A 21,614-nucleotide genomic window follows, 5' to 3' on the forward strand; every position below is an offset into this window, starting at 1 on the left:
CGTCCCGGCAAACGGCGGTCCATATGCGCCCGCCGCTGGGCGGAGTGCCGGAATCCTTCGGTGAAACCAGGAGAATTCATGCGTGTGGCCGTGACAGGTGGCGGCGGTTTTCTCGGGTCGCATCTTTGTGGAGCGCTGCTGCGGCGCGGTGACGAAGTCGTCTGCCTCGACGACTTCTCCACCGGCGACCCCGCGAACGTCGCAGCCTTTCTCCAGAACCCGGCTTTCGAACTCGTCCGCACGGACGTCAGCCGCTCGATCGACGTGCGGGGCACCGTGGACGCGGTGGCCCACCTGGCCTCGCCCGCCTCACCCCCCGACTATCTGCGGCGCCCGCTGGAGACGCTCGCTGTCGGCAGCCGCGGCACCGAGAACGCGCTCCGCCTGGCCACGCGCCACGAAGCCCGCTTCGTCCTCGCCTCGACCAGCGAGGTGTACGGCGACCCCGAGGTGCACCCCCAGGAGGAGACGTACTGGGGACACGTCAATCCCATCGGGCCGCGCAGTGTCTATGACGAGGCCAAGCGTTTCGCCGAGGCGCTGACACAGGCGTACCGCACACACCGCGACACGAACACGGGAATCGTCCGCATCTTCAACACCTATGGTCCGCGCATGCGTCCGCACGACGGACGGGTCGTGTCCAGTTTCGTGGTCCAGGCCCTCGCCGGAGAACCCCTGACCGTATACGGCGACGGGAAGCAGACCCGCAGTTTCTGCTATGTCGACGACCTGGTACGCGGAATCCTCGCCATGCTGGACCGTGACGAACCCGGACCGGTGAATCTCGGAAACCCCGTCGAACTGACGGTTCTGAAACTGGCGGAACTCGTTCTCGACCTGACGGGATCCCGGGCCGAGGTGCAGTTCCACCCCCTGCCCGTGGACGACCCCACCCGCCGCCGGCCGGTGATCGCGCGGGCCGCGGAACGCCTCGGCTGGGTGCCCGAGGTGGACATCGAGGAGGGCCTGCGCCGCACCGTGCGGTGGTTCGCCGAGCGGCCCGGCGGCCTCACCGCCGCGCTCACGGCGATCCGGGGCGGGCAGCAGGACGGCGTGGCCGCCGCACAGCCCCGCCTGCTCGGCGCGACCCCCACGGCGTCGTGACACAGACGCACCTGGGCCCCGGCGCGGCGACCCGTCTGGCCCCGCCACCACAGGACTCCGACGAGGCGCTGCGCACCCACCTGCTGGTCCTGTCGTCGGGCAACGTCGTCGGCACCCCGCCGGACGGCCCGGTGTTCGGCCGTCCGCCCCGGTCCCTGCGGCCGGCGCCCGGGTCCTGGATCCCCCGGCTGCCGCGGGCGGACCGGTTGATGGTCGGGCTGCTCTCGCTGTGCTGGCTGGGCGCCCTCGGCTGGTTCTGGCAGTGGTGGGTGCGACCGGAACACCGGGCAGGCTGGGTCGGCTTCACGGTGAACAGCGCGCTGCTGCTCTACCTCTCCCTGCTCCCGATGTGCTTCATCGCGGTGGTGCTGCGGCTGCGCACCCTGCACCCCGCCGTCGAAGTGCCCCGGCTGCGCACCGCGTTCGTGGTGACCCGGGCGCCCTCCGAGCCCTGGACCGTCGCCCGCACCACTCTGAGCGCGATGCTGCGCCAGGACTTCCCCCACCCGTACGACGTGTGGCTGTGCGACGAGGACCCGGACCAGCAGATCCTCGACTGGTGTGCGGCGAGCGGCGTACGCGTGTCCTGCCGGCGCGGAGTCGCCGCCTACCACCGCGACTCCTGGCCCCGGCGCACCCGGTGCAAGGAGGGCAACCTCGCCCACTTCTACGACCACTGGGGCTACCAGGACTACGACGTGGTGGCCCAGCTCGACGTCGACCACGTACCGCATCCCGGCTATCTCAGGGAAACGGTCCGGCCGTTCGCCGATCCCGCCGTCGGCTACGTCGCCGCTCCCAGCGTGTGCGACGCCAACGCGGACGCCTCCTGGGCGGCCCGCGGACGGCTGCACCGCGAAGCCGCCTTCCACGGGCCGATGCAACTGGGCCACACCGACGGCCTCGCACCGCTGTGCATCGGCTCCCACTACGCGGTGCGCACCGCGGCCCTGCGCGACATCGGCGGACTCGGACCCGAGCTGGCCGAGGACTTCTCGACCACCTTCCTCCTGAACTCCGCAGGATGGCAGGGCGCCTTCGCCATCGACGCCGAGGCGCACGGCGACGGCCCCCTCACCTTCGCCGCGATGGTGACCCAGGAGTTCCAGTGGTCGCGGAGCCTGGTGGTGATGCTGCTCGGCATGCTTCCCCGGCATCTGGGGCGCATGCCCGGCCGGCTCAGGCTGCGGTTCGCCTTCGCCCTCTCGTACTACCCGCTGCTCGCCCTGACCACGACGTGCGGCCTGTTGCTGCCCCCCGTCGCCGCGGTCACCGGCATCCCGTGGATCAACGTCAACTATGCCGCGTTCCTCGTGCACTTCTGGTCCATGTCGGCCTTCCTGGTCCTGCTCACCGTGCTGTTGCGCAGCCGTGGTCTGCTACGGCCCGCCGACGCGCCCCTGCTGAGCTGGGAGGGCTGGCTGTTCGGGCTCACCCGCTGGCCGTACGTGGCGTGGGGAGTGGTGGCGGCGGTGGTGCAGCGGCTGCGGCCGAAGAAAATCGTCTTCAAGGTGACGCCCAAGATCCGGGACGGCATGGAACCGCTGCCGCTCAGGCTGATGCTGCCCTACCTCCTGATCACCGTCGTCCTGTCCACCGCGGCCGTCATCGGTGAGCTGACCGGGCCCGCGGTCGGCTACGTGTTCCTGTGCCTGCTGGGTTCCCTCTCCTACGGGATGGTGACGCTCGCGGTGAGCGCCCTGCATGCCCGGGAGACCGCCCGGTCCGCGGGCGTCCGCGTGTACCGGGCCCTGCGCACCGTCGCCCTGCCGCTGGCCGCGGGAGTCCTTGCTCTGTTCCCGCTGGCCTGGGCGCTGCTCCTCTTCCCCCTCTACCTGCGGGGGTTCATCGCGGGCTGACGCCGCCCGCCCGCCGCCCGGACGCCCACGCCCTTCGACGAAACGAGGTACCCCCATGCCCGAGACGGTTCTGGTGACCGGCGGCGCGGGATTCATCGGCAGTCACACCTGCGTCGAACTGCTCGACCACGGCTACGAGGTCGTCGTCGTCGACAACCACGTCAACAGCTCTCCCGCCGCCCTGGACCGCATCGCGAAGACCGCGGGACGGCCGCTCGCCGCCGCTTACCAGGCCGACGTACGCGACCGGCAGGCGCTCGGCGAGGTGTTCGCCGCTCACCACGTGGACGCGGTCATCCACTTCGCGGCCCACAAGGCGGTCGGGGAGTCGGTCGCCCTGCCGGTCGAGTACTACGACACGAACGTGGGCGGCACCTGCGCCCTGCTCTCGGTCATGCGCGAACACGCGGTCCACCGGCTGGTGTTCTCCTCGTCGTGCTCCGTCTACGGCGACGCGCGGACCGTGCCGCTGACCGAGCGGAGCCCGGTGGCCCCCACCAACCCCTACGCCCACACCAAGCTGCTGTGCGAGCAGATCCTCCAGGACGTGTGCGCCCACCTCACGGAGCTGAAGGTGCTCGCCCTGCGCTACTTCAACCCGGTCGGAGCCCACCCCGGCGGCCTGCTCGGCGAGGACCCGCGGGGCGTCCCCGGCAACCTCATGCCGTACGTCGCCCAGGTCGCCGTCGGCCGCCGGGACCGGCTGAGCGTCTTCGGCGACGACTACCCCACGCCTGACGGCACCGGAGTGCGTGACTACATCCACGTCATGGACGTCGCGGAAGGCCACCGCGTCGCCCTCGAACACCTCGACGACGACACCGGCATGCGGGTGTTCAACCTCGGCACGGGCACCGGCACCTCTGTGCTCCAACTGGTGGCCGCCTTCCAGGAGGCGAGCGGCCGGTCCGTGCCCTACCAGGTGGTCGACCGCAGGCCGGGCGATGTCGCCGCGCTCGTCGCCGACGCGAGCGCGGTGGCCGCCGCCTGGGGCTGGACCACCACCCGTGACCTCACCGCCATGTGCCGCGACGCCTGGCGCTTCCAGGAACTCAACCCTCACGGCTACGCCCGCTGACCCGCCCCGCCTCGGCGGCTCCAAGACAGGAGAATGTGCATGCGGTTGACTGTCATCGGTACGGGATACCTCGGAGCCGTGCACGCCGCGTGCATGGCGGAGATCGGACACGAGGTCCTCGGCGTCGACACCGACGCCCGCAAGATCGAGGCTCTCGCGGCCGGACGGGCGCCGTTCTTCGAACCCGGCCTGCCGGAGATCCTCGTCCGGAACATCCGGTCCGGGCGGCTGCGTTTCACCATGTCCCTGCAGGAGGCGGCGGACTTCGCCGACCTGCACTTCGTGTGCGTCGGCACACCGCAGCGACCCGGATCGCTCTCCGCCGACCTCAGCCATGTCGAGGCGGTCGTGGACGGGCTGGCGCCGCTGCTCACCCGCGACTCCCTGATCGTCGGCAAGTCCACCGTGCCGGTGGGCACCACCCGGTCGCTCAGCCGCAGGCTGGCGGCGGCGGTCCGGCCCGGCGTCGAGGTCCAGGTCGTCTGGAACCCGGAGTTCCTGCGCGAGGGGTTCGCCGTCCGGGACACCCTGCACCCCGACCGGCTGGTGGTCGGGGCCACCACACCCGACGGCGACCGGCTGCTGCGCGAGGTGTACGCGCCGATGCTGCAGGCCGGTGTCGCCTACGTCAGTACCGATCCGGCCACCGCGGAACTGGTGAAGGTCGCCGCGAACTCCTTCCTGGCGACGAAGATCTCCTTCATCAACGCCATGGCGGAGGTCTGCGACGCCTCGGGCGCCGACGTGGTGACGCTCGCCGACGCCCTCGGCCACGACGAGCGCATCGGGCGCCGGTTCCTCTCCGCCGGACTCGGGTTCGGCGGTGGCTGCCTGCCCAAGGACATCCGCGCCTTCCTCGCCCGTGCCGAGGAACTGCAGGTGTCGGAGGCGGTGTCGTTCCTGCGCCAGGTCGACCGGATCAACGAGCGGCAGCGCCGCCGCACCGTCGACCTCGCCCGTCACCTGCTGGGCGGCTCGTTCGCCGGGCGGCGCGTCGCGGTGCTGGGCGCCACCTTCAAACCGGACAGCGACGACGTGCGCGACTCGCCGGCCCTGGCCGTCACCGCGGAGATCACCGCGCAGGGCGCCGACGTCCGTGTGCACGACCCGGAGGGCATCGACAACGCGCGAGCCGCCCTGCCCGGCCCGGAGTACCACAGGGACGTCGTGGAGGCGTGCCGGGACGCGGACGCCGTACTGCACCTCACCGAGTGGCGCCAGTACCGCGAACTCGATCCGGCGCAGCTGGCCCAGGTGGTCCGGGCACCGCGGATGCTGGACGCGCGCAATGCCCTGGACCAGGCGGCCTGGCACGAGGCCGGCTGGCACGTCCGCGCCCTGGGACGTCCGGTGCACGTACCGCAGCCGGGTCAGGGCGAGGCCCTCCGGGTGACGATCCCTCATGCCTTGGGGGCGGGCTGCACGGCCCCGATGGCCGGCGAGCCGGTCAGCGGCGTGCCGAAGTAGTCCACCGGGCCGGGGTCGACGCCCACCGTGCTCAGCTGCACGGCGGCACCCGCCAGCGCCTGGGCGCACCGTGTCACCAGCGCGCCCCGCCTCGTGCCGGTTCGGCCCACGCCGGGACCGTTCGTGGACACCGGGACCTCGGTCAGGCACGGGTCGGCGCTGGTCCCGGTGGCCCTCGGGCCCTGCAGCTCCTGGCCCGACGCCTGCCGCCAGGCGGCCAGGTCGGTGTACCGGCCGTCGCCCCACTCCAGGTTCCAGCCCTTGGGAGCGTGGTAGTCGTTGCCCTGCATCGCCACCTCCGACGTGTCGAAGTGGCCCCCCGCCGCCACCAGCGGGGGCCCGTCGGTGGCGAACACGTTGTTGCGCACGGAGACGGCGTCGAGGTTGGGCTGGAGCCGCAGCGCGGGTGCCCGTACGGAACCGTGTGCCGTGGCCAGCACCGTGTTCTGGTAGATCGCGAGGTTCGACACCCACGACCCGAGCGCCACGATGCCGCCGTAGTCCTCGAGCTTGCGGGCGTTGTCCCGGCTGATGTTGTAACGGATCGTGTTGCCCGTGTGGGCGTGGTTCGGGACGGCGGAGTAGGCCAGGAAGCCCGCGCCGTCGTTGTCGTAGGACAGGTTGTACTGCACCAGCGAGTGCGACACGTTGTTGTCCAGCCCGAACCCGCCGCCGTCCACCCGGGAGCCGGTGCGGTTGGCATAGGCGACGTTGCGCTGCAGCACCATCCGCGTCGAGTCGTACGTCCAGATGCCCTCCGGGCCCTCCGCGGCCTGCGCCGAGGAGGACTTCCCGTTGGCGTGGGCGTCCGAGTCCTCCACCACACCGTGGCGTACGCTGCCGAGGACGATGCCGCTGCCGGTGTTGCGGTCGGCCGCCCGCGGATCGCCGTCGTTGCGGAATGCCGTCACCTTCGAGACCGTGATGTCCTCGTGGGCGTAGACGGGCGCGGTGGCGTCGAAGGCAGGACCGTCCGACACGACACCCGCCTCCTGGTTGTTGTGCACCGTGCAGTCGCGGAGCACCACGTCCCGGAAGCCGGATCCCCCAGGGCCTCCGTGCATCCGGATGCCGTTGCGGAAGCCGGACACGTCGACGCCCGTGACGCGGACGTACGGCAGTTTCCGCCGGCCGGGCAGGTCGCTGACGAGGGAGATGCCGTCCTGCTTGCGGAAGGCCTTGACGTTACCGGTGAGGACCAGGTTGCGGATGACGATCCCGCTCGTGTTGTGCACCTCGATGCCGTGGCTGCCGACGGCCGCGATCGCCGCGCGGCCGGTGCCGTAGGACTCGATCACCACGGGCTTGCGGGCGTTGCCCGCGTCCCCCTGACCGATGCTCAGAGTACCCGGGAACCGTGCGCCGCCCCTGAGCAGCACACGGTCGCCCGGCTTCAGCCGCACGGCGTCGACACGTCGCAGCGTCTGCCAGGCGGTCTGCAGAGTCCGGCCGTCGGCTTCGTCGTCGCCGTCCGGACTGAGATAGAACGTACGACCTCCCCGCGGGTTCTCCAGCACGGGAACGTAGGGCGCGGGCATGCTGCACCCCGCCAGCAGCGACGCCGCCCCGCACAGGCCGAGCACAGCGCCCCTGTAAACGTTTCGCCGGCGCAAGACCGCTCCTGTCTCTCGATGATCGGACGAACTGATCGCACGGACCCCGATCCGCGGCGATCGCGGACTCACCCTGACGCGCGGACCCCCGATCGCCGGGCCAGCACGCGCAGTCCGCGCCAAGACATGCCTGATTGGCCTCCTCCCACTGCCGCGAACGGAGCCGCACGACGTCCCGCGGGGGCGCTCCCCGGTCAGAAGTGCGGCATCATGACGATCATGTCCGCGCAGTTCCAACCGTTTCTTGATCGCATCGTGGCCGATATCGAGCGCACTCCGGGCCGAGGCCGCTCCGCCGACTACATCCCCGCTCTCGCGGCCCGTGATCCCCGCCGCTTCGGCATGGCCGTCGCCGAGCTGGACGGCACGGTGTACGGGGTGGGGGAGTGGCGGGAGCCGTTCTCGACCCAGTCGATCACCAAGGTCTTCACACTCGCCCTGGACCTGGCCCGTGAGGGCGACGAACTCTGGGAGCACGTCGGCCGCGAACCCTCCGGCAACCCGTTCAACTCCCTGGTCCAGCTGGAGTACGAGAACGGCATCCCGCGCAACCCCTTCATCAACGCGGGCGCGCTCGTCGTCACCGACCGCCTGCAGACCCGTACCGGAGACGCGGCCGGGGAACTGCTCGCCTTCCTGCGCGCCGAGAGCGGCAACCCCGCCCTCGACTTCGACGAGGAGGTCGCCGCCTCCGAGACCGCGCACGGAGACCGCAACGCCGCCCTCGCCCATTTCATGGCGTCCTACGGCAACATCGACAACGACGTGCCGGTCCTGCTCGGCCAGTACTTCCGGCAGTGCTCCGTCACCGCCTCCTGCGCCGACCTCGCCCTCGCCGCCGGTTTCCTGGCCCGGCACGGTATCCGCGCCGACGGCTCCCGGCTGCTCACCCGCAGCCAGGCCAAGCAGGTCAACGCGGTCATGCTGACCTGCGGGACGTACGACGCGGCCGGTGACTTCGCCTACCGGGTGGGTCTGCCCGGCAAGAGCGGTGTCGGCGGCGGGATCATCGCGGTCGTACCCGGCCGGTGCACGCTGTGCGTGTGGAGCCCGGGCCTTGACGAACACGGGAACTCGGTGGCCGGGGTGGCGGCCCTGGACCGGTTCACGACCCTCACCGGGCTGTCCGTGTTCTGACCGGCCGGCCGGGCCGGCCGGAAACGGTCCGGACGGTGCCGCCGATGCTCGTGCCCCCGTTGTTCAGCCGGGAGGGACGTCCACGGCCACCGCTGATCCCGGTGGAGACGTCGTCGGCGTGGAAGCCGTCGATGCCGGGGACGTCCTCCGGCCACGGCGCCGCCATGAGGCCCACGCCGAGCATGTCGGGGGCGTGGGCGCAAGACGTCCGTGTGGGCGCAGACCCGTGGCGCCCTGCGCCGGCCTGCTGCCGGGTCCGCCGACGGGGCCGGCGACGGTCAGCCACGCGCGCCGCGGCCGTACTTGAGCCGCAGTACGAGCGTCACGGTCCCGGCGCCGAGCCCGGCGAGACCGGCCATCACGGCGGCGTCCGGCCAGCCCGAGTCGTGGCCCGGCGCCGTGGCCGCCGCCACCGGTGCGGCGGAGGGGTGCCGGGGCCTGGGACGCAGCCCGTCCAGCGAGCCGACCGGATCCACCCGCCCGGCCGCGGCAAAGCCCCAGTCGAGCAGCGCACGGGCCTCCTCGTAGACCGTGAGTCCGCCGCCCGCCTGGGGGTTCAGCACCGTCACCACGAGCGTGCGCCCGCCCTGGTGGGCGGCGGCGACCAGGGTGTTGCCCGCGTTGCTGGTATAGCCGTTCTTGACCCCGATGATCCCCGGGTACCGCGCCACGCCGTCCTCGCCGGTCAGCAGGCGGTTGGTGTTCTCGATGGCGTACGACGCACCGTCGCCGGGGAAGGACGCCTCGGCGGTGGAGCAGTACCGGGCGAAGTCGGGGTCGCGCAGCCCGGCCCGGCCGAAGACCGCCAGGTCGTAGGCGGAGGACACCTGGCCGGGTGTGTCGTAGCCGTCGGGGGAGACGACATGGGTGTCCAGGGCGCCCAGCGAGCGGGCCTTGGCCTGCATGCGCGCCGCCGTGGCCTCCCAGCCGCCGCCCAGGGAGGCCAGTACGTGCACGGCGTCGTTGCCGGAGCTGAGGAACACCCCGCGCCACAGATCGGCCACGCTGTAGGTGTGCCCCTCCTTGACACCGACCAGGCTGCTGCCCTCGCCGATGTCCTCCAGTTCCTCGTTGCGGACCCGGTGCTGCAGACCGGCGGGCAGGGCCGGCACCAGGGTGAGCGCGAACAGGGTCTTCAGGGTGCTCGCCGGCGGCAGTCTGCGGTGGGCCGCGCTCGCGGCCAGCACCTCGCCGCTGTCGGCGTCGGCGACCAGCCAGGACAGCGCGGAGACGTCCGGCAGCCCGGGGGCGCCGGGGCGCGGCCTGACCTGGGTGCCGGAGTCGTAGAGCAGGGACGGCGGCGGCACCGCCGCCCGTGGCCCGGGCGGCGCGGGAACCGCGGGACGCTGTCCGGCGGCGGCCGGCGTGAGAGCCAGCACGCTCATCACACACACCGCACAGGCCGACACGGTCGCCCGACAAGAAAATCCGTTGATCATATGAGCAACGTACGAAGGGGTGTGCCGCGCACCGTGCTGCCCGGGCCGGACGTCCCGAGGAGCAACCCGGATGCCGCACGGCCGGCGGGACGGCAGGGGCGGGCCCAGGCCGGCGGGACGCCGGTCGGACGGGGCCCGGGTCGCAGGGGCGGCCCCGCGGGCGGGACGGCGGGACGGCAGGGGCAGCCCCGGGCGGGACGGCGGGACGGCAGGGGCAGCCCGGTGAGCCGGACGGCACCCGGCGGCCCGGGTCAGCCGGACGGCAGGGTCGGCTGCACGCGGCGCAGGAACGTGGTGTTGTCCGGGGTCTCCCGCATCCGCTGCAGGAGGGTCTCCAGCCCGGCAGGTCCGCCTTCACGGGCGCGCAGGACCCGGCGCAGGCCCCGTACGGCCGTCAACTCGGCCGGAGTGAGCAGCAGTTCCTCCCGACGGGTGCCGGTGGCGTCGATGCCGACGGCCGGGAAGAGGCGGCGGGCGGCCGGCTCACGGTCCAGCCGTAGTTCCATGTTGCCGGTGCTCTTCAGCTCCTCGAAGAAGTAGCCGTCGGCACGGGAGCCGGTGTCCACGAGCACGGTGGCGAGGATGGTGAGCGAGCCGCCCTCCTCGGCCTGGCGCGCGGCGCCGAAGAACCGCTTGGGGCCGAGCAGCGCGCCCGCGTCGACACCGCCGCTGAGAGTGCGGCCACCGGCGGCGGAGGCGTTGTTGTGGGCCCGGCACAGTCGGGTCAGGGAGTCCAGCAGGACGACGACGTCCTCACCGGCCTCGACGAGCCGCTTGGCCCGCTCGACGACCAGGTCCGCGAGGGCGATGTGCTCCCTGGGCGACCGGTCGAAGGTGGAGGCGTACACCTCGCCGCGCACCGAGCGCCGCATCTCGGTGACCTCCTCGGGCCGCTCGTCCAGCAGGAGGACCATCAGGCGGCATTCGGGGTGGTTTCCGGCGACGGCCGCGGCGAATTGCTGGAGCAGCACGGTCTTGCCGCTCTTGGGCGGGGCCACGATGAGCCCGCGCTGGCCCTTGCCGACCGGTGCGAGCAGGTCGGTGACGCGTCCGGCGAGGCCGGCGGCCGGGTGCTCCAGGCGGATGCGCCGGTGCGGGTGGAGCGGGGTGAGATCGTGGAAGCGGCGGCGGCTTTCACCGGGGGCCCGGCCACCCACGCGTGAGATCTCGGTCAGCGCATGCCGCGCCGCGCGGACGCCCTCGACGAGGTCGCCCCGGCGCAGGCCGTGACGGCTGATCAGCGCGGCGGGGACCTGCGGGTCGGCGGGGGTGGGCAGGAGGCTCGCCGCCCGCAGGTGTCCCTTGCCGTGCGCGTCGATGTCGAGGACACCGCTGACGAGCCGGTCGCCGGCCTGGGGCTGCGGCAGTGGCGCAGCGGGGGAGCGTTCAAGTGCGGTGGTCACGGGGGCAGGTCCTTTCGCGGACGGGAAGCAGCGTAGAGAGGGAAGAGGCCGCGAACGGCAGACGTACACACGCGTCTTCGGCGGCCGGAACGACACCTCGGCAGAGCACAGGAGTGCGGCCACGAGATGGTGTTGAGAGAAGCGGCCGGGACCGGCCGACTGGGAGAGGAACTGGCACCGGCGCCCTTATGAGAGGGCGTACACAGATGCTGCCTGCACTATACCGGTCGTCCTGCCCCGGTCAACAGCATGGAGGGCGGGTCTGTTCCCGGAGTCCCGCTGGATTCCCGTTGTGCTTCCGGGGCCGTGTTGATTCCCTGGCACGGACCACCCCTGTCACGAGCGGCGTCCTCGAACGGTTCTTCACTCGCTTCCCGGCACTCGAACGGGGTTGCGTCCAGCAGGAGTTGGTGCGCACGCGAGCTACTTCGCCGAACGGCGTGCGCGCTCTGCCGGGGTGTGCAGGCGGGTGAGCTGCGCGGTTGGCGCCGCGTGGGGCCCGCGGGGGAGGATGGGGGAGGATGTCCGCCGTGCCGCATCAGATGTCCCCAGAGCATAACGATCCAGGACGTTCAGGGGACTTGGCCACCAAGCGTGCCGTATCGTCGCGACATGTCCACGCCACCGCAGCCCTCGCAGCCTGCCGACCAGCCCGGGTCGCAGCCCCAGTCCCAGCCCCAGACGCCCCCGGCGGTTCCGCCGCAGCCGACGGCCTACCCCTACCCGAACCCCCAGTCGCCCCCGCCGGGAAGCTTCTACGCCCATCCCACGCTGGTCGGGCAGTCCGCCCAGCCCCTGCCGGGACAGCCCTTACCGGGGCAGCCGGGCCAGCCGCAGCCGGGAAACCCGTACGCGCAGCCGCCGCAGTACGGCGTTGTGCCCGTGCCGCCGTCCGGCGGTGGTGGTGGCGGTGGGGCCGGGCGGGCGGTGCTGTGGGGTGTCGTCGGCGCCCTCGTCGCCTCCGCCGCCTGGGCTGCCGGGGTGTTCCTGATCGGCGGCACAGGAGACAGCGCGGACCTGCGCGGCTACTCGGCGCCCTCGAACCTGTGCTCCGGCGCGGACTACTCGTCCTTCAAGGACGAGTACCCCGAGGGTGACTCCTCGCCCACCCACAACAGCCTCAAGCAGCCGGTGCTGGACGAGGGTTACTGCAGCCTGGGCCTGAAGAAGAGCAGCAGCTCCACGCTCTCCGACGCATACCTGACCATGCAGCTGGACCTGCACAGGAAGACCGACCCGGGGCCGGAGTTCACCGCCCTGTGGAAGAACTACGACGACAGCCACACGGGCTACGACGTCACCGCCGTCAGCGGGATCGGCGACGAGGCCTACCTCGTCAGCGAGGACACCACGAGCGGCTCCTCCAGCGGCTCCCGCTACGCCACGCTCGCCGTCCGGGACGGCTGGGTGACCTACACGATGAGCTACAGCGCCTATCTCAGCTCCTACGACGAGGACACGGACCCGCCGTCCCTCTCCGACGTGACGGCCTGGCTGAAGACGGACACCAAGGCGACGCTGGAGCAGTTGAAGAACTGACCGGGCCGCCGGGTCCGGACGACCCACCCGATGCGGGGCGCGGTGTTCGGGCGGACCGCGCCTCCGCCTCCCATATAGTCACTTAGTTGAATAAGTGTGCATGAGAGTAATCACTCGCTGCTAGCCTGTCCACATGTCGCTCAAGTACGCCGTCCTGGCCGCCCTGCTGGAGGGCGAGGCCTCCGGCTACGAGCTGTCCAAGCTGTTCGACGTCTCGCTCGCCAACTTCTGGCCCGCCACTCCCCAGCAGCTCTACCGCGAGCTGGAGCGCCTGGCCGGTGACGGGCTCGTGGAGGCACGCATCGTGCAGCAGGAGCGCAGGCCCAACAAGCGGATGTTCACGCTCACCGAGGCGGGCCGGACACAGCTGCGCGCCTTCGCGGCCGAGCCGCCCAGACGCCCCACCGCCGTCCGGGACGAACTCCTGATCAAGATCCAGGCCATGGACGACGGCGACCCCGGGGTGCCGCGGGCGCTGATCGAGGAGCGCCTCGGCTGGGCGCGCGGGAAACTCGACCGCTACCGGCGGGTGCGCGAGCGCCTCCTCGCCGGGCGGTCCGAGGACGAGTACCTGAGCACCACCGACCGCGTCGGGCCGTACCTCACCCTCATGGCCGGGATCGGCTTCGAGGAGGAGAACGAGCGCTGGTGCCTGCGGGCCCTCACGGTCCTCGAACAGCGTGTGGCCTGACCGATGTTCAGCCCCGAGGGACCGACGCTCCGCGAACTGGCCGTGCAGGCGCTGTCGTCCGTCGAGCACGGTTACGACCTGCTCGCCCCGAAGTTCGACCGGACCCCCTTCCGCACGCCCGAGTCCCTGTTGCAGTCCGTGGCGAAGGCGCTGGCGCCCCTCGGCCCGTTCGAGGACGGGCTCGACCTGTGCTGCGGCACCGGTGCCGGGGCGGAGGTGCTGACCGCCGTGTGCCGGCGGAGCGTCACCGGGGTCGACTTCAGCGCGGGCATGCTCGACGCCGCCCGGCGCCGGTTCGCCGGCGCCGGGCGGACGGGGTCCGGCGGGCCGGGCGTCGCCTGGGTACGCGGTGACGCCCGTGCCCTGCCCTTCACGGCGGCGTTCGACGTGGTGGTCAGCTTCGGCGCGTTCGGCCATTTCCTGCCCCGGGAGCTGCCCGGACTGTTCGCCCAAGTCCGCTCGGTGCTGCGGCCCGGCGGCTGCTTCGCCTTCCCGGTGCTCGCCCCGCCCCGCCCCACGCGTCCGGCCTACTGGATGCTGCTCGGCTTCGACGCGGTGATGCGGGTGCGCAACGCCGTCTGGCGCCCGCCGTTCGTCATGTACTACCGCACCTTCCGACTCTCCGATGTGCTCAGGGAGTTGGTGCGTGCCGGGTTCACCGTCGACCTGCGGGCACTGCCCGAGTTCGGGCGGCGCCGCGACGGCAGCCCCCGGGTCCGGCTGGTGGTGGCGGGCGTTCAGCCCGTCGCGGGCAGGGCGAACTCGTAGGCCGGGGCGCTGTATGGCCCCGTCGGCCTGGTCGGGGCCCTGGTCATGACGTGCACGCGCTTGCCCCCCGCTGTGCGGGCGGGGCCGCCTCCCGTGCGAGAGTGGTCGGGTCGGTTGTCCGGCCGGTGATGCGGGTCGGCGACCCGGTCGGCGATCGGGTCACCGGGGCTCATGCCCGGGGCTGGGTCCACTTCGGCCCGGTGCGGGCCCAGTCGCGCTCCCACTCGGCCAGCCGGCGGCGCAGGGCGATCCGGCGTTCGACGGCATGCCCGAGCAGGATCACACCCGCCGCGCCGCCCGCCGCGCACAGGCCGACGGCCACCGTGTGCTGCCAGACCGATACGGCATCCGGCGGCGCGGAGACACTGCGCCCCCGGGCGTCGAACCAGACGGAGACCACCTCGCCGGCCCGGGCGCCCGCCGGAACCCGGGCCGGTGCGGTCCGCTGCCCCTTGCCGGGCTCGGTCCAGCGCACCTCGGCCCGGTACGGGCGATCGGGGTCGCCCTGCGCCGAGGGCAGCGGCACAGGCGCGTCGCCGGTCACCATGGCACGCACCCGGTGCCGCTCGGCTCGTTGCGTCTGGGCGAGGCTCTGCGCCCGGTCGTGGGCGTGCAGACCCGCCGCCACCCCCACCAGGGGACAGACCACGAAGAGCAGGACGGCCGCGACCAGCGCCGTCCACGCCTCGATGACGTCCGACCGGCGCCGCAGCGGATTGCGCCGCCAGCGCCAGGCGCGCACACGGGCACCCATGTCCACCTCCTCGCCGCCGCTGGAGCCGGCGGGGCCGGGCGGGCCGCACCACGACCCGCCGCGTCCCGCCGCCGCTCAGGCGCGCGATCGGTCCACACCCCTCTCGTACCCGTCCAGCGCACCTCGCTCACGTCGCAGACCGCGAGTTCCAGCCAGGATGCGCGTCAGCCGGACGGCGGCCGGCCCGCCCCGGTGTCGCACCGCCCCAGGCAGGCGGCGAACCGCACCAGGTCCTCCTCCCGCCCCCGTCAGATGCGACACGTGGACGCGGCGGTTGTCCGGGTCCGGGCGGCGCCCGATCAGCCCCGCCCGCTCCAGCGCGGCCATCTGGCGGCTCACCGTGGACGTGTGCATGCGCCGGCCGAGGTGTGCGCCCGGTGGGCGAAGATCGTCCTCTCGTGCTGGATCGTCTCGACGGCCGACTCCGCTGCGCTCACGGGAACACCTCCTCCGCGCTTTCCAGTTGTCAAGTACAACTTGCTGGGAGGCCGGGGACCACGAGCCGCTGACCGCCCTCGACGGCGGTGCGGACGGCACGTGCTGCGCCGGGTGGCCGCCGGGCCCCCGAGCGGCCGGCGCCCGGCGGCTGCCTGCTGACCGGGACCGGCGAACACCAGGCGCGTGCCGCCGTGCAGGCGTTCACCGACGCCGACCTGATGAGGACCCGTCCGGCGGTGCCGGAAGAGGCGTACACGCATGTGGTGATCGGCCTGCGCGAGTGACCCGACAGGCTCAGCGGCTCACGGCAGTTCCTGCGCCCGGGCGATGAGCAGGGCCACGTCGTCGTGGTTGTCGGGGTGGTGCAGAGTCCGCAGGAGCAGGTCGCAGGACTCCTCCAGGGGGCGGGCGGGGTCGTCCAGCAGGGACAGCATGAAGTCCAGGCGCTCGTCCAGGGAGTGGCGCCGGGTCTCCACCAACCCGTCGGTGTAGAAGACCAGTTCGTCGCCGGGTTCGAAGTCGACGGTGATGGTGGAGAACTCGACCCCGCCGACACCCAGCGGCACCCCGGTGGGCAGGTCGAGCAGTTCCGGAGGCCGGCCGGGGCGGACCCGGGCGGGCGGCAGGTGGCCGGCGTTGGCGATCCGGCACTGCCGCAGATGCGGGTCGTGGACGGCGTAGACACAGGTCGCGATGGAGTGGTCCAGGGCGGAGGTGGTCTTGTCCAGGTGCTCCAGCAGCCGCGCCGGGTCGAGGCCGAGGGCGGCCAGCGTGGTGGTCGCGGTGCGCAGTCGGCCCATCGTCGCCGCCGCGCTGATACCGCTGCCCATCACGTCGCCCACCACGAGTGCCGTCTTGCCGCCCTCCAGCGGAATGACGTCGAACCAGTCGCCGCCGACCTCGGTGGTGGCGCCCGCCGGCTGGTAGCGCGAGGCGACCTCCAGGCCGGTCGTCACCGGCGGGTGGCTGGGCAGCAGGCTGCGCTGGAGGGTGAGCGCGGTGTTGCGGGCGTTCTGGTACCAGCGCGCGTTGTCGATCTGCACGGCCGCGCGCGCGGCCAGCTCCCGGGCCAGCAGCACGTCGTCCTCGTCGAACGGCGCCGGATTGCGGGTGCGCTTGAGGTCCAGGGCGCCCAGCACCTCGCCGCGCGCGATCAGCGGCACCGCCACGTAGGAGTGCAGGCCCGCCCGGCCCAGCAGTACGGCCCCCTCGGCGGAGCTGGCGATGCGCGGCAGGTCCTCGTCCTTCACCCGGGGCACCAGCACCGACTCACCCGTGCGTACGCACTCGGTGACCAGCCGGTCGGGACCGTACCGGGCGATCTGGCCGGGCGGGTCGGTGGCCCGTACCGCGTCCGTGCCGTCGTCCGCGCGCACCGCCAGGGCGCGGATCACCGCGGACTCCGACGGGCCGAGCCGGGTGCGCCGGCCCTCCACCACCGCGTCCAGCAGATCCACGGCCGCCACGTCGGCCAGCTCCGGCACGGCGACCTCGGCCAGCTCGCGTGCGGTGCGCTCCAGCTCCAGCGTCGTACCGATCCGGGCGGAGGCGTCGGCGATGACCGCGAGGCGGCGCCGTGCGGTCTCCGCCTCCACGGAGGCCCGGTGCTGCTCGGTGATGTCCACCACCGAGACCGCCACCCCCAGCACGTTGTTCATGGCGTCGTCCAGCCGGTACAGCGACAGCGACCACACATGGTCCTCGTCGGGGTCGGCGGGGGTGCGGCCGATGAGCGGGTCGTCGATCAGCGGCACACCGGTCTCCAGGACCCGCCGGGCCGCAGCCTCCAGGGCGTCCGCGTCCAGCCGCGGCACCACCTCGCGCAGCCTGCGCCCCACGTGCTCGACGGCGGGAAGACCGTTGATCTTCTCCAGGGCCGGGTTCACGGACACGAAACGCAGCCGGGTGTCCAGGACGGCGAGTCCGATCGGTGACTGCTTCACCATCCGCTCGGACAGTGCCACGTCCTGCTCCAGCCGCCGTACGGTCGACTGGTCGGCGGCGAGCCCCAGCGCGTACACGTCGCCGCGGTCGTCCAGCAGCCGCATGTTGCGGAACTCGACCACACGGGTGCTGCCGTCCTTGTGTCTGATGGGGAAGCCGCCCGCCCAGCTCTGCCCGGTGCGCATCACATCGGCGAAGAGCTTGCCGACCAGCTCCAGGTGCCGTTCGTGCACCATCAGCCGGGCGGCGTACTGTCCGAGCGCCTCCTGCGCGGTGTAGCCGAACAGTTCCTCCGCCTGCGGGCTCCACAGCACGATCCGGCCGTTGGCATCGAGGACCACCGAGGCGACGCGCAGCACGTCGAGCAGGCCGCCCGGCCGCATCGGGCCGCTCGCGGGCCCGCCGCCCTCGGCCGCCGGAGCCCCGGCTGCACTCATGCCATGCACCGCCTTCGCCCGTCCGCACGGCACGCCGTCCCCCGTGCCGACTCCCCTGGTTCTACCGCGCTCACACCCGACTCTCCGTCGCCTTTCTCCACCATCTCGCAACACGTGGCAGGCGGGCAGCCGAAGACACCGCGCCGGGGCGCGCGGTGCGGCGGTCTCCTGCCCAGACCGTACAGCCCGGGACCCCGGGCCGTGACAGTTCGGACTCACATGGATCCTGCATTGGTCTGTACATGACCATCGGGCCGGGCCAGACTGTCCGCCGACCGAGTGCCCCGCCCCCCATCCAGGAGTCGGCCATGCCCGCACCCGTGCCCGCAACCGCCAGACATCGTTGTCGCACCGTCCTGACGGGGCTCCTCACCCTCGCCACCGCCGTCGTCGTGTCGCTCGCCGCGACGGCGCCGGCCTCCGCCGCCGACACCTGGACGGAGACCGGCTCCGACCGCGCCGACCCGCTGACCGAGAGCCAGGGTCTGACCTCGGTGGAGGTCCCGGCGGGCAGCCCCAACCGCTACACCGGCATCGGCACCATCCCCCTCAGCGTCTCCCTGCGCGGCTGGAATCACGTCGGTGACCCCGACGCCTCGTCCAACGGCTACTACATCGAGCCCTACCAGAGGGACTCCGGCAACTCGAAGATGTTCCGGGTGCAGGCACCGGACGGCGCCTGGTCCGAGTACGTCCACACGCTCGGTGCCGGCGAGGCCCTGAACAACTCCTGGGTCGCGATCTCCCCGGACGGCCAGTGGATGCTGTCGGGCGAGTGGGGAACCATGAGCCGCCTGCTGGTCTTCCCGACCCCCGGGCTCAACCCGGCCACCTCACCCTCGGTGGACCTCCCGCAGGCCTCCACCGTCCACCTGGACCGTCCGGTGCGCGACGTCCAGGGCTGCGACTTCTCCGGCCCGACGACCCTGCTGTGCTCCTCCGACGACCCGGACGGAAGCCTCTTCGGTCTCACCAAGCCGCTGCTCCAGATCGATCTGTCGGCCGCCCCGGACGGCTCCGCGGACGTCGTCGGACATGTCACGGCCCTGCGCCAGATGCCGCTGCGCAGCTCCTGTTCGGGCACCTTCGAGGTGGAGGGCATCGACTACGACCGTCGTACCGGCGTCCTGCGCGCGGTTGTCGTGTCGCCCGGGTTCTGCGTGCTCACCGACAGCATGACCTACAGGTTCTCCCGCGGCTGACCCGACCGGGTACGCAGCGGTAGTGCTCACCGACCGGTGGTGCTTTGCTGGGATGGACGCGGTGGGGCGTCGGGTCCGTGCCGCCGCGGCGGGCTCACGAAAGGAGCGGGCAATGACGAACACGGAGCGGTCGCACCCGGAAACCGTCTCGGTGGAGATCAGCGGATGCTCCAAGGAGGACGCCCGCACCGTCTTCGACGTGCTCGGCAGGTGTTTCGCGTCCGACCGCGGGCCGGACGAGGTGCCGCAGCAGCTCCACGAGACCCGCCCGATGGTGTGGCTCGGCACGTACGACGTGGCGGAGTCCCACGGGCAGGGCTTCCCGCCCGTCCACCTCGACCATTCCGTCCTGGCGGACGTCCAGGGCGGCTACTGGGCCGTGGACCGCTTCCGTCACACGCTGGACTCCATCTTCACCGTCCACGAGACGTGCACGGCCTCCGGCGATCAGGAGCGGGACCTCCACCTGCGCCTGGAAAGCCGCTGACAGGGCTCACTGCGACAGCGCCCCGGCCGGTTCCTGACCGGCCGGGGCGCTGGTGTGCCGTCACCTCGTGCCGTCATCCCCGTGTCCTCACCGGGAGCCGTCACCTCACGGCGGCCACTCCGGTCGGTGACCGAAGTGGCCCGAGTCACCTCCATGCGTTTATGCAACTAGTTGCATAGAGGCTCGCGGTTCCTCTACAACAAGAGGCGACGACACCGCGTACGGAGGGCCCGATGAGCCGATACCCGCACCTGATGACCCCGCTCGACCTGGGCTTCACCACACTGCCCAACCGTGTGCTCATGGGCTCCATGCACGTGGGCCTGGAGGAGGCCGAGCGCGGCTTCGAGCGCATGGCGGCGTTCTACGCCGCCCGCGCGCGCGGGGGAGTGGGCCTCATCGTCACCGGCGGCATCGCACCCAACGACGAGGGCCGGCCCTGGGAGGGCGGCGCCAAGCTCACCACCGAGACCGAGGCCGGGCAGCACAGGGTCGTCACCGAGGCCGTACACCGCGAGGGCGGCCGGATCGCGATGCAGATCCTGCACTTCGGCCGGTACGCCTACCACCAGGACCTCGTCGCGCCGAGCGCCCTGCAGGCCCCGATCAGCCCCCACGTGCCGCGCGAGATGACCGATGCCGACATCGAGCGGACCATCGACGACTACGCCCGTGCCGCGCGCCTCGCCCGGCAGGCCGGCTACGACGGTGTCGAGATCATGGGCTCCGAGGGCTACCTGATCAACGAGTTCATCGCCGCGCAGACCAACCACCGAGCGGACCGCTGGGGCGGCTCCTACGAGAACCGGATGCGCTTCCCGGTCGAGATCGTCAAGCGTGTGCGCGAGGCCGTCGGCGCCGACTTCATCATCATCTACCGGCTGTCCATGCTGGACCTGGTGCCGGGCGGCTCCTCCCTGGAGGAGGTCGTCACCCTCGCCAAGGCGGTCGAGGCCGCGGGAGCGACCATCATCAACACCGGCATCGGCTGGCACGAGGCCCGCATCCCCACCATCGCCACCTCCGTGCCGCGCGGCGCCTACGCCTGGGTCACCAAGAAGCTCATGGGCGAGGTGTCCGTGCCGCTGGTGACCACCAACCGCATCAACACTCCGGAACTGGCCGAGGAACTGCTGGCCGGCGGCTACGCCGACATGGTCTCCATGGCCCGCCCGATGCTCGCCGACCCCGATTTCGTCGCCAAGGCCGCTGCCGGGACGCCCGAGGCCATCAACACCTGCATCGGCTGCAACCAGGCCTGCCTGGACCACACGTTCAGCCTCCAGATCACCTCCTGCCTGGTCAACCCGCGTGCCTGCCACGAGACCGAGCTGGTGCTCTCTGCGACCCGGCGGCGCAAGAACGTCGCGGTCGTGGGCGCCGGTCCGGCCGGACTGGCCTGCGCCGTCAGCGCCGCCGAGCGCGGCCACCAGGTCACCCTCTTCGACGCCGCGAGCGAGATCGGCGGCCAGCTCAACGTCGCCCGCAAGGCCCCCGGCAAGCAGGAGTTCGACGAGACGCTGCGCTACTTCCGCCACCAGCTCGACGCGCACGGCGTGGACGTACGCCTCGGCACCTGGGTGGGCGCGGCCGACCTGGACGGTTTCGACGAGGTCGTCGTCGCCACCGGCGTCACCCCGCGCACCCCGGACATCCCCGGCGTCGACCACCCCCGCGTCCTCGGCTACCTCGACGTGCTGCAGGGCGGCGCCCCCGTCGGCGACCGCGTCGCCGTCCTCGGCGCCGGCGGCATCGGCTTCGACGTCGCCGAGTTCCTCACGGACGGCGGCGACAAGGCGCACGAGGACCCCGAGACGTACTTCCGGCACTGGGGCGTCGACACGGACTACTCGGCGCCGGGCGGCCTCGCCGCACCCCGACGGCCCGCCCCGCCGCGCACCGTCCACCTGCTCCAGCGCAAGACCAGCAAGGTCGGCGCCGGCCTCGGCAAGACCACCGGCTGGATCCACCGCGCCGAGCTGAAGCACCGCGGCGTCACGATGGTCCCGGGCGTGCGCTACGACCGGATCGACGACGCCGGTCTGCACATCACCGTCGGCGACGAGAGCACGGTCCTGGACGTCGACACCATCGTGCTGTGCACCGGCCAGGAGCCGCGCCGCGACCTGTACGACGAGCTGGTCGCCGCCGGGCGCAGCGCGCACCTGATCGGCGGCGCCGACGTCGCGGCCGAACTGGACGCCAAGCGGGCCATCAAGCAGGGGACGGAACTGGCCGCGGCGCTGTAGGG

The 21,614-nt window shown here is 72.2% G+C and carries 18 protein-coding genes and 1 pseudogene; 12 read left to right on the top strand and 7 right to left on the bottom strand.

What is annotated here, in order from left to right; genetic code table 11:
* Positions 1-78 precede the first annotated feature (78 nt).
* From K7G59_RS12630 to K7G59_RS12645, 4 genes are read left to right on the top strand one after another with little or no spacing between them, the layout of a single operon-like run.
* A complete protein-coding gene (locus tag K7G59_RS12630) occupies positions 79-1,107 on the top strand; it encodes a UDP-glucuronic acid decarboxylase family protein (RefSeq protein ID WP_225833524.1) in 1,029 nt (342 codons plus the stop codon).
* Complete coding sequence (locus K7G59_RS12635) at positions 1,104-2,966, top strand: glycosyltransferase (RefSeq protein ID WP_225833527.1); 1,863 nt, start codon at positions 1,104-1,106, stop codon at positions 2,964-2,966. Before K7G59_RS12630 ends, K7G59_RS12635 begins: the two co-directional genes overlap by 4 nt.
* A 55-nt stretch (positions 2,967-3,021) precedes the next feature.
* Positions 3,022-4,044 (top strand): UDP-glucose 4-epimerase GalE, encoded by a 1,023-nt coding sequence (galE, locus tag K7G59_RS12640; protein WP_225833529.1) that lies wholly within the window; start codon positions 3,022-3,024, stop codon positions 4,042-4,044.
* 39 nt (positions 4,045-4,083) lie between these two features.
* The gene (locus tag K7G59_RS12645) at positions 4,084-5,511 is read left to right on the top strand and encodes a UDP-glucose/GDP-mannose dehydrogenase family protein (RefSeq protein ID WP_225833531.1); all 1,428 of its coding nucleotides are present in this window, start codon (positions 4,084-4,086) and stop codon (positions 5,509-5,511) included.
* Here the strand turns inward: K7G59_RS12645 and K7G59_RS12650 are convergent.
* On the bottom strand, positions 5,445-7,049 hold the full coding sequence (locus tag K7G59_RS12650; protein WP_225833534.1) for a right-handed parallel beta-helix repeat-containing protein: 1,605 nt from the start codon (positions 7,047-7,049) through the stop codon (positions 5,445-5,447). The genes K7G59_RS12645 and K7G59_RS12650 overlap by 67 nt on opposite strands.
* A 285-nt stretch (positions 7,050-7,334) precedes the next feature.
* Here K7G59_RS12650 and K7G59_RS12655 point away from each other — a divergent pair, with 285 nt between their 5' ends.
* Positions 7,335-8,261 carry a glutaminase gene (locus K7G59_RS12655; RefSeq protein ID WP_225833536.1) on the top strand — a complete coding sequence of 309 codons (927 nt, stop codon included), beginning with the start codon at positions 7,335-7,337 and terminating at the stop codon, positions 8,259-8,261.
* On the opposite strand, the gene K7G59_RS12660 is transcribed toward K7G59_RS12655, so the two are convergent.
* From K7G59_RS12660 to rho, 3 genes are all read right to left on the bottom strand, one after another.
* Positions 8,239-8,445: a hypothetical protein gene (locus tag K7G59_RS12660; protein ID WP_225833538.1), complete on the bottom strand. Its 207-nt coding sequence runs from the start codon at positions 8,443-8,445 to the stop codon at positions 8,239-8,241. The genes K7G59_RS12655 and K7G59_RS12660 overlap by 23 nt on opposite strands.
* Before the next feature lie 94 nt (positions 8,446-8,539).
* Complete coding sequence (locus tag K7G59_RS12665; protein ID WP_225833540.1) at positions 8,540-9,700, bottom strand: D-alanyl-D-alanine carboxypeptidase family protein; 1,161 nt, start codon at positions 9,698-9,700, stop codon at positions 8,540-8,542.
* Positions 9,701-9,951: 251 nt separating this feature from the next.
* Positions 9,952-11,214 (bottom strand): transcription termination factor Rho, encoded by a 1,263-nt coding sequence (rho, locus tag K7G59_RS12670; RefSeq protein ID WP_374114221.1) that lies wholly within the window; start codon positions 11,212-11,214, stop codon positions 9,952-9,954.
* Positions 11,215-11,715: 501 nt separating this feature from the next.
* On the opposite strand from rho, the gene K7G59_RS12675 reads away from it, so the two are divergent.
* The 3 genes from K7G59_RS12675 to K7G59_RS12685 all read left to right on the top strand — a co-directional run bounded on the left by K7G59_RS12675 (position 11,716) and on the right by K7G59_RS12685 (position 14,101).
* Positions 11,716-12,642, top strand: coding sequence for a hypothetical protein (locus tag K7G59_RS12675; RefSeq protein WP_225833542.1), 927 nt, complete (start codon positions 11,716-11,718; stop codon positions 12,640-12,642).
* A gap of 133 nt (positions 12,643-12,775) precedes the next feature.
* On the top strand, positions 12,776-13,333 hold the full coding sequence (locus K7G59_RS12680) for a PadR family transcriptional regulator (protein ID WP_225833545.1): 558 nt from the start codon (positions 12,776-12,778) through the stop codon (positions 13,331-13,333).
* 3 nt (positions 13,334-13,336) lie between these two features.
* Positions 13,337-14,101: a class I SAM-dependent methyltransferase gene (locus tag K7G59_RS12685; protein WP_225833546.1), complete on the top strand. Its 765-nt coding sequence runs from the start codon at positions 13,337-13,339 to the stop codon at positions 14,099-14,101.
* A 169-nt stretch (positions 14,102-14,270) separates the two neighbouring features.
* Here the strand turns inward: K7G59_RS12685 and K7G59_RS12690 are convergent, their stop codons facing one another.
* A complete protein-coding gene (locus K7G59_RS12690) occupies positions 14,271-14,855 on the bottom strand; it encodes a hypothetical protein (protein WP_225833548.1) in 585 nt (194 codons plus the stop codon).
* 237 nt (positions 14,856-15,092) lie between these two features.
* Positions 15,093-15,292 (bottom strand): annotated as a pseudogene (locus K7G59_RS35305) (MarR family transcriptional regulator); the annotation flags it as partial.
* 87 nt (positions 15,293-15,379) lie between these two features.
* Here K7G59_RS35305 and K7G59_RS12700 point away from each other — a divergent pair.
* Positions 15,380-15,577 (top strand): hypothetical protein, encoded by a 198-nt coding sequence (locus tag K7G59_RS12700; RefSeq protein WP_308295024.1) that lies wholly within the window; start codon positions 15,380-15,382, stop codon positions 15,575-15,577.
* An 18-nt stretch (positions 15,578-15,595) separates the two neighbouring features.
* Here the strand turns inward: K7G59_RS12700 and K7G59_RS12705 are convergent, their stop codons facing one another.
* On the bottom strand, positions 15,596-17,674 hold the full coding sequence (locus K7G59_RS12705; RefSeq protein ID WP_225833550.1) for a SpoIIE family protein phosphatase: 2,079 nt from the start codon (positions 17,672-17,674) through the stop codon (positions 15,596-15,598).
* 320 nt (positions 17,675-17,994) lie between these two features.
* Here K7G59_RS12705 and K7G59_RS12710 point away from each other — a divergent pair, with 320 nt between their 5' ends.
* From K7G59_RS12710 to K7G59_RS12720, 3 genes are all read left to right on the top strand, one after another.
* On the top strand, positions 17,995-18,876 hold the full coding sequence (locus K7G59_RS12710; protein WP_225833801.1) for a hypothetical protein: 882 nt from the start codon (positions 17,995-17,997) through the stop codon (positions 18,874-18,876).
* A gap of 112 nt (positions 18,877-18,988) precedes the next feature.
* Entirely contained in the window at positions 18,989-19,363 is a 375-nt protein-coding gene (locus K7G59_RS12715; RefSeq protein WP_225833552.1) for a hypothetical protein, read from the top strand.
* A 233-nt stretch (positions 19,364-19,596) separates the two neighbouring features.
* Positions 19,597-21,612: an NADPH-dependent 2,4-dienoyl-CoA reductase gene (locus K7G59_RS12720; RefSeq protein ID WP_225833554.1), complete on the top strand. Its 2,016-nt coding sequence runs from the start codon at positions 19,597-19,599 to the stop codon at positions 21,610-21,612.
* Positions 21,613-21,614 lie beyond the last annotated feature (2 nt).

This window comes from Streptomyces sp. NK08204 (assembly GCF_020400585.1).
Lineage (GTDB): Bacteria > Actinomycetota > Actinomycetes > Streptomycetales > Streptomycetaceae > Streptomyces.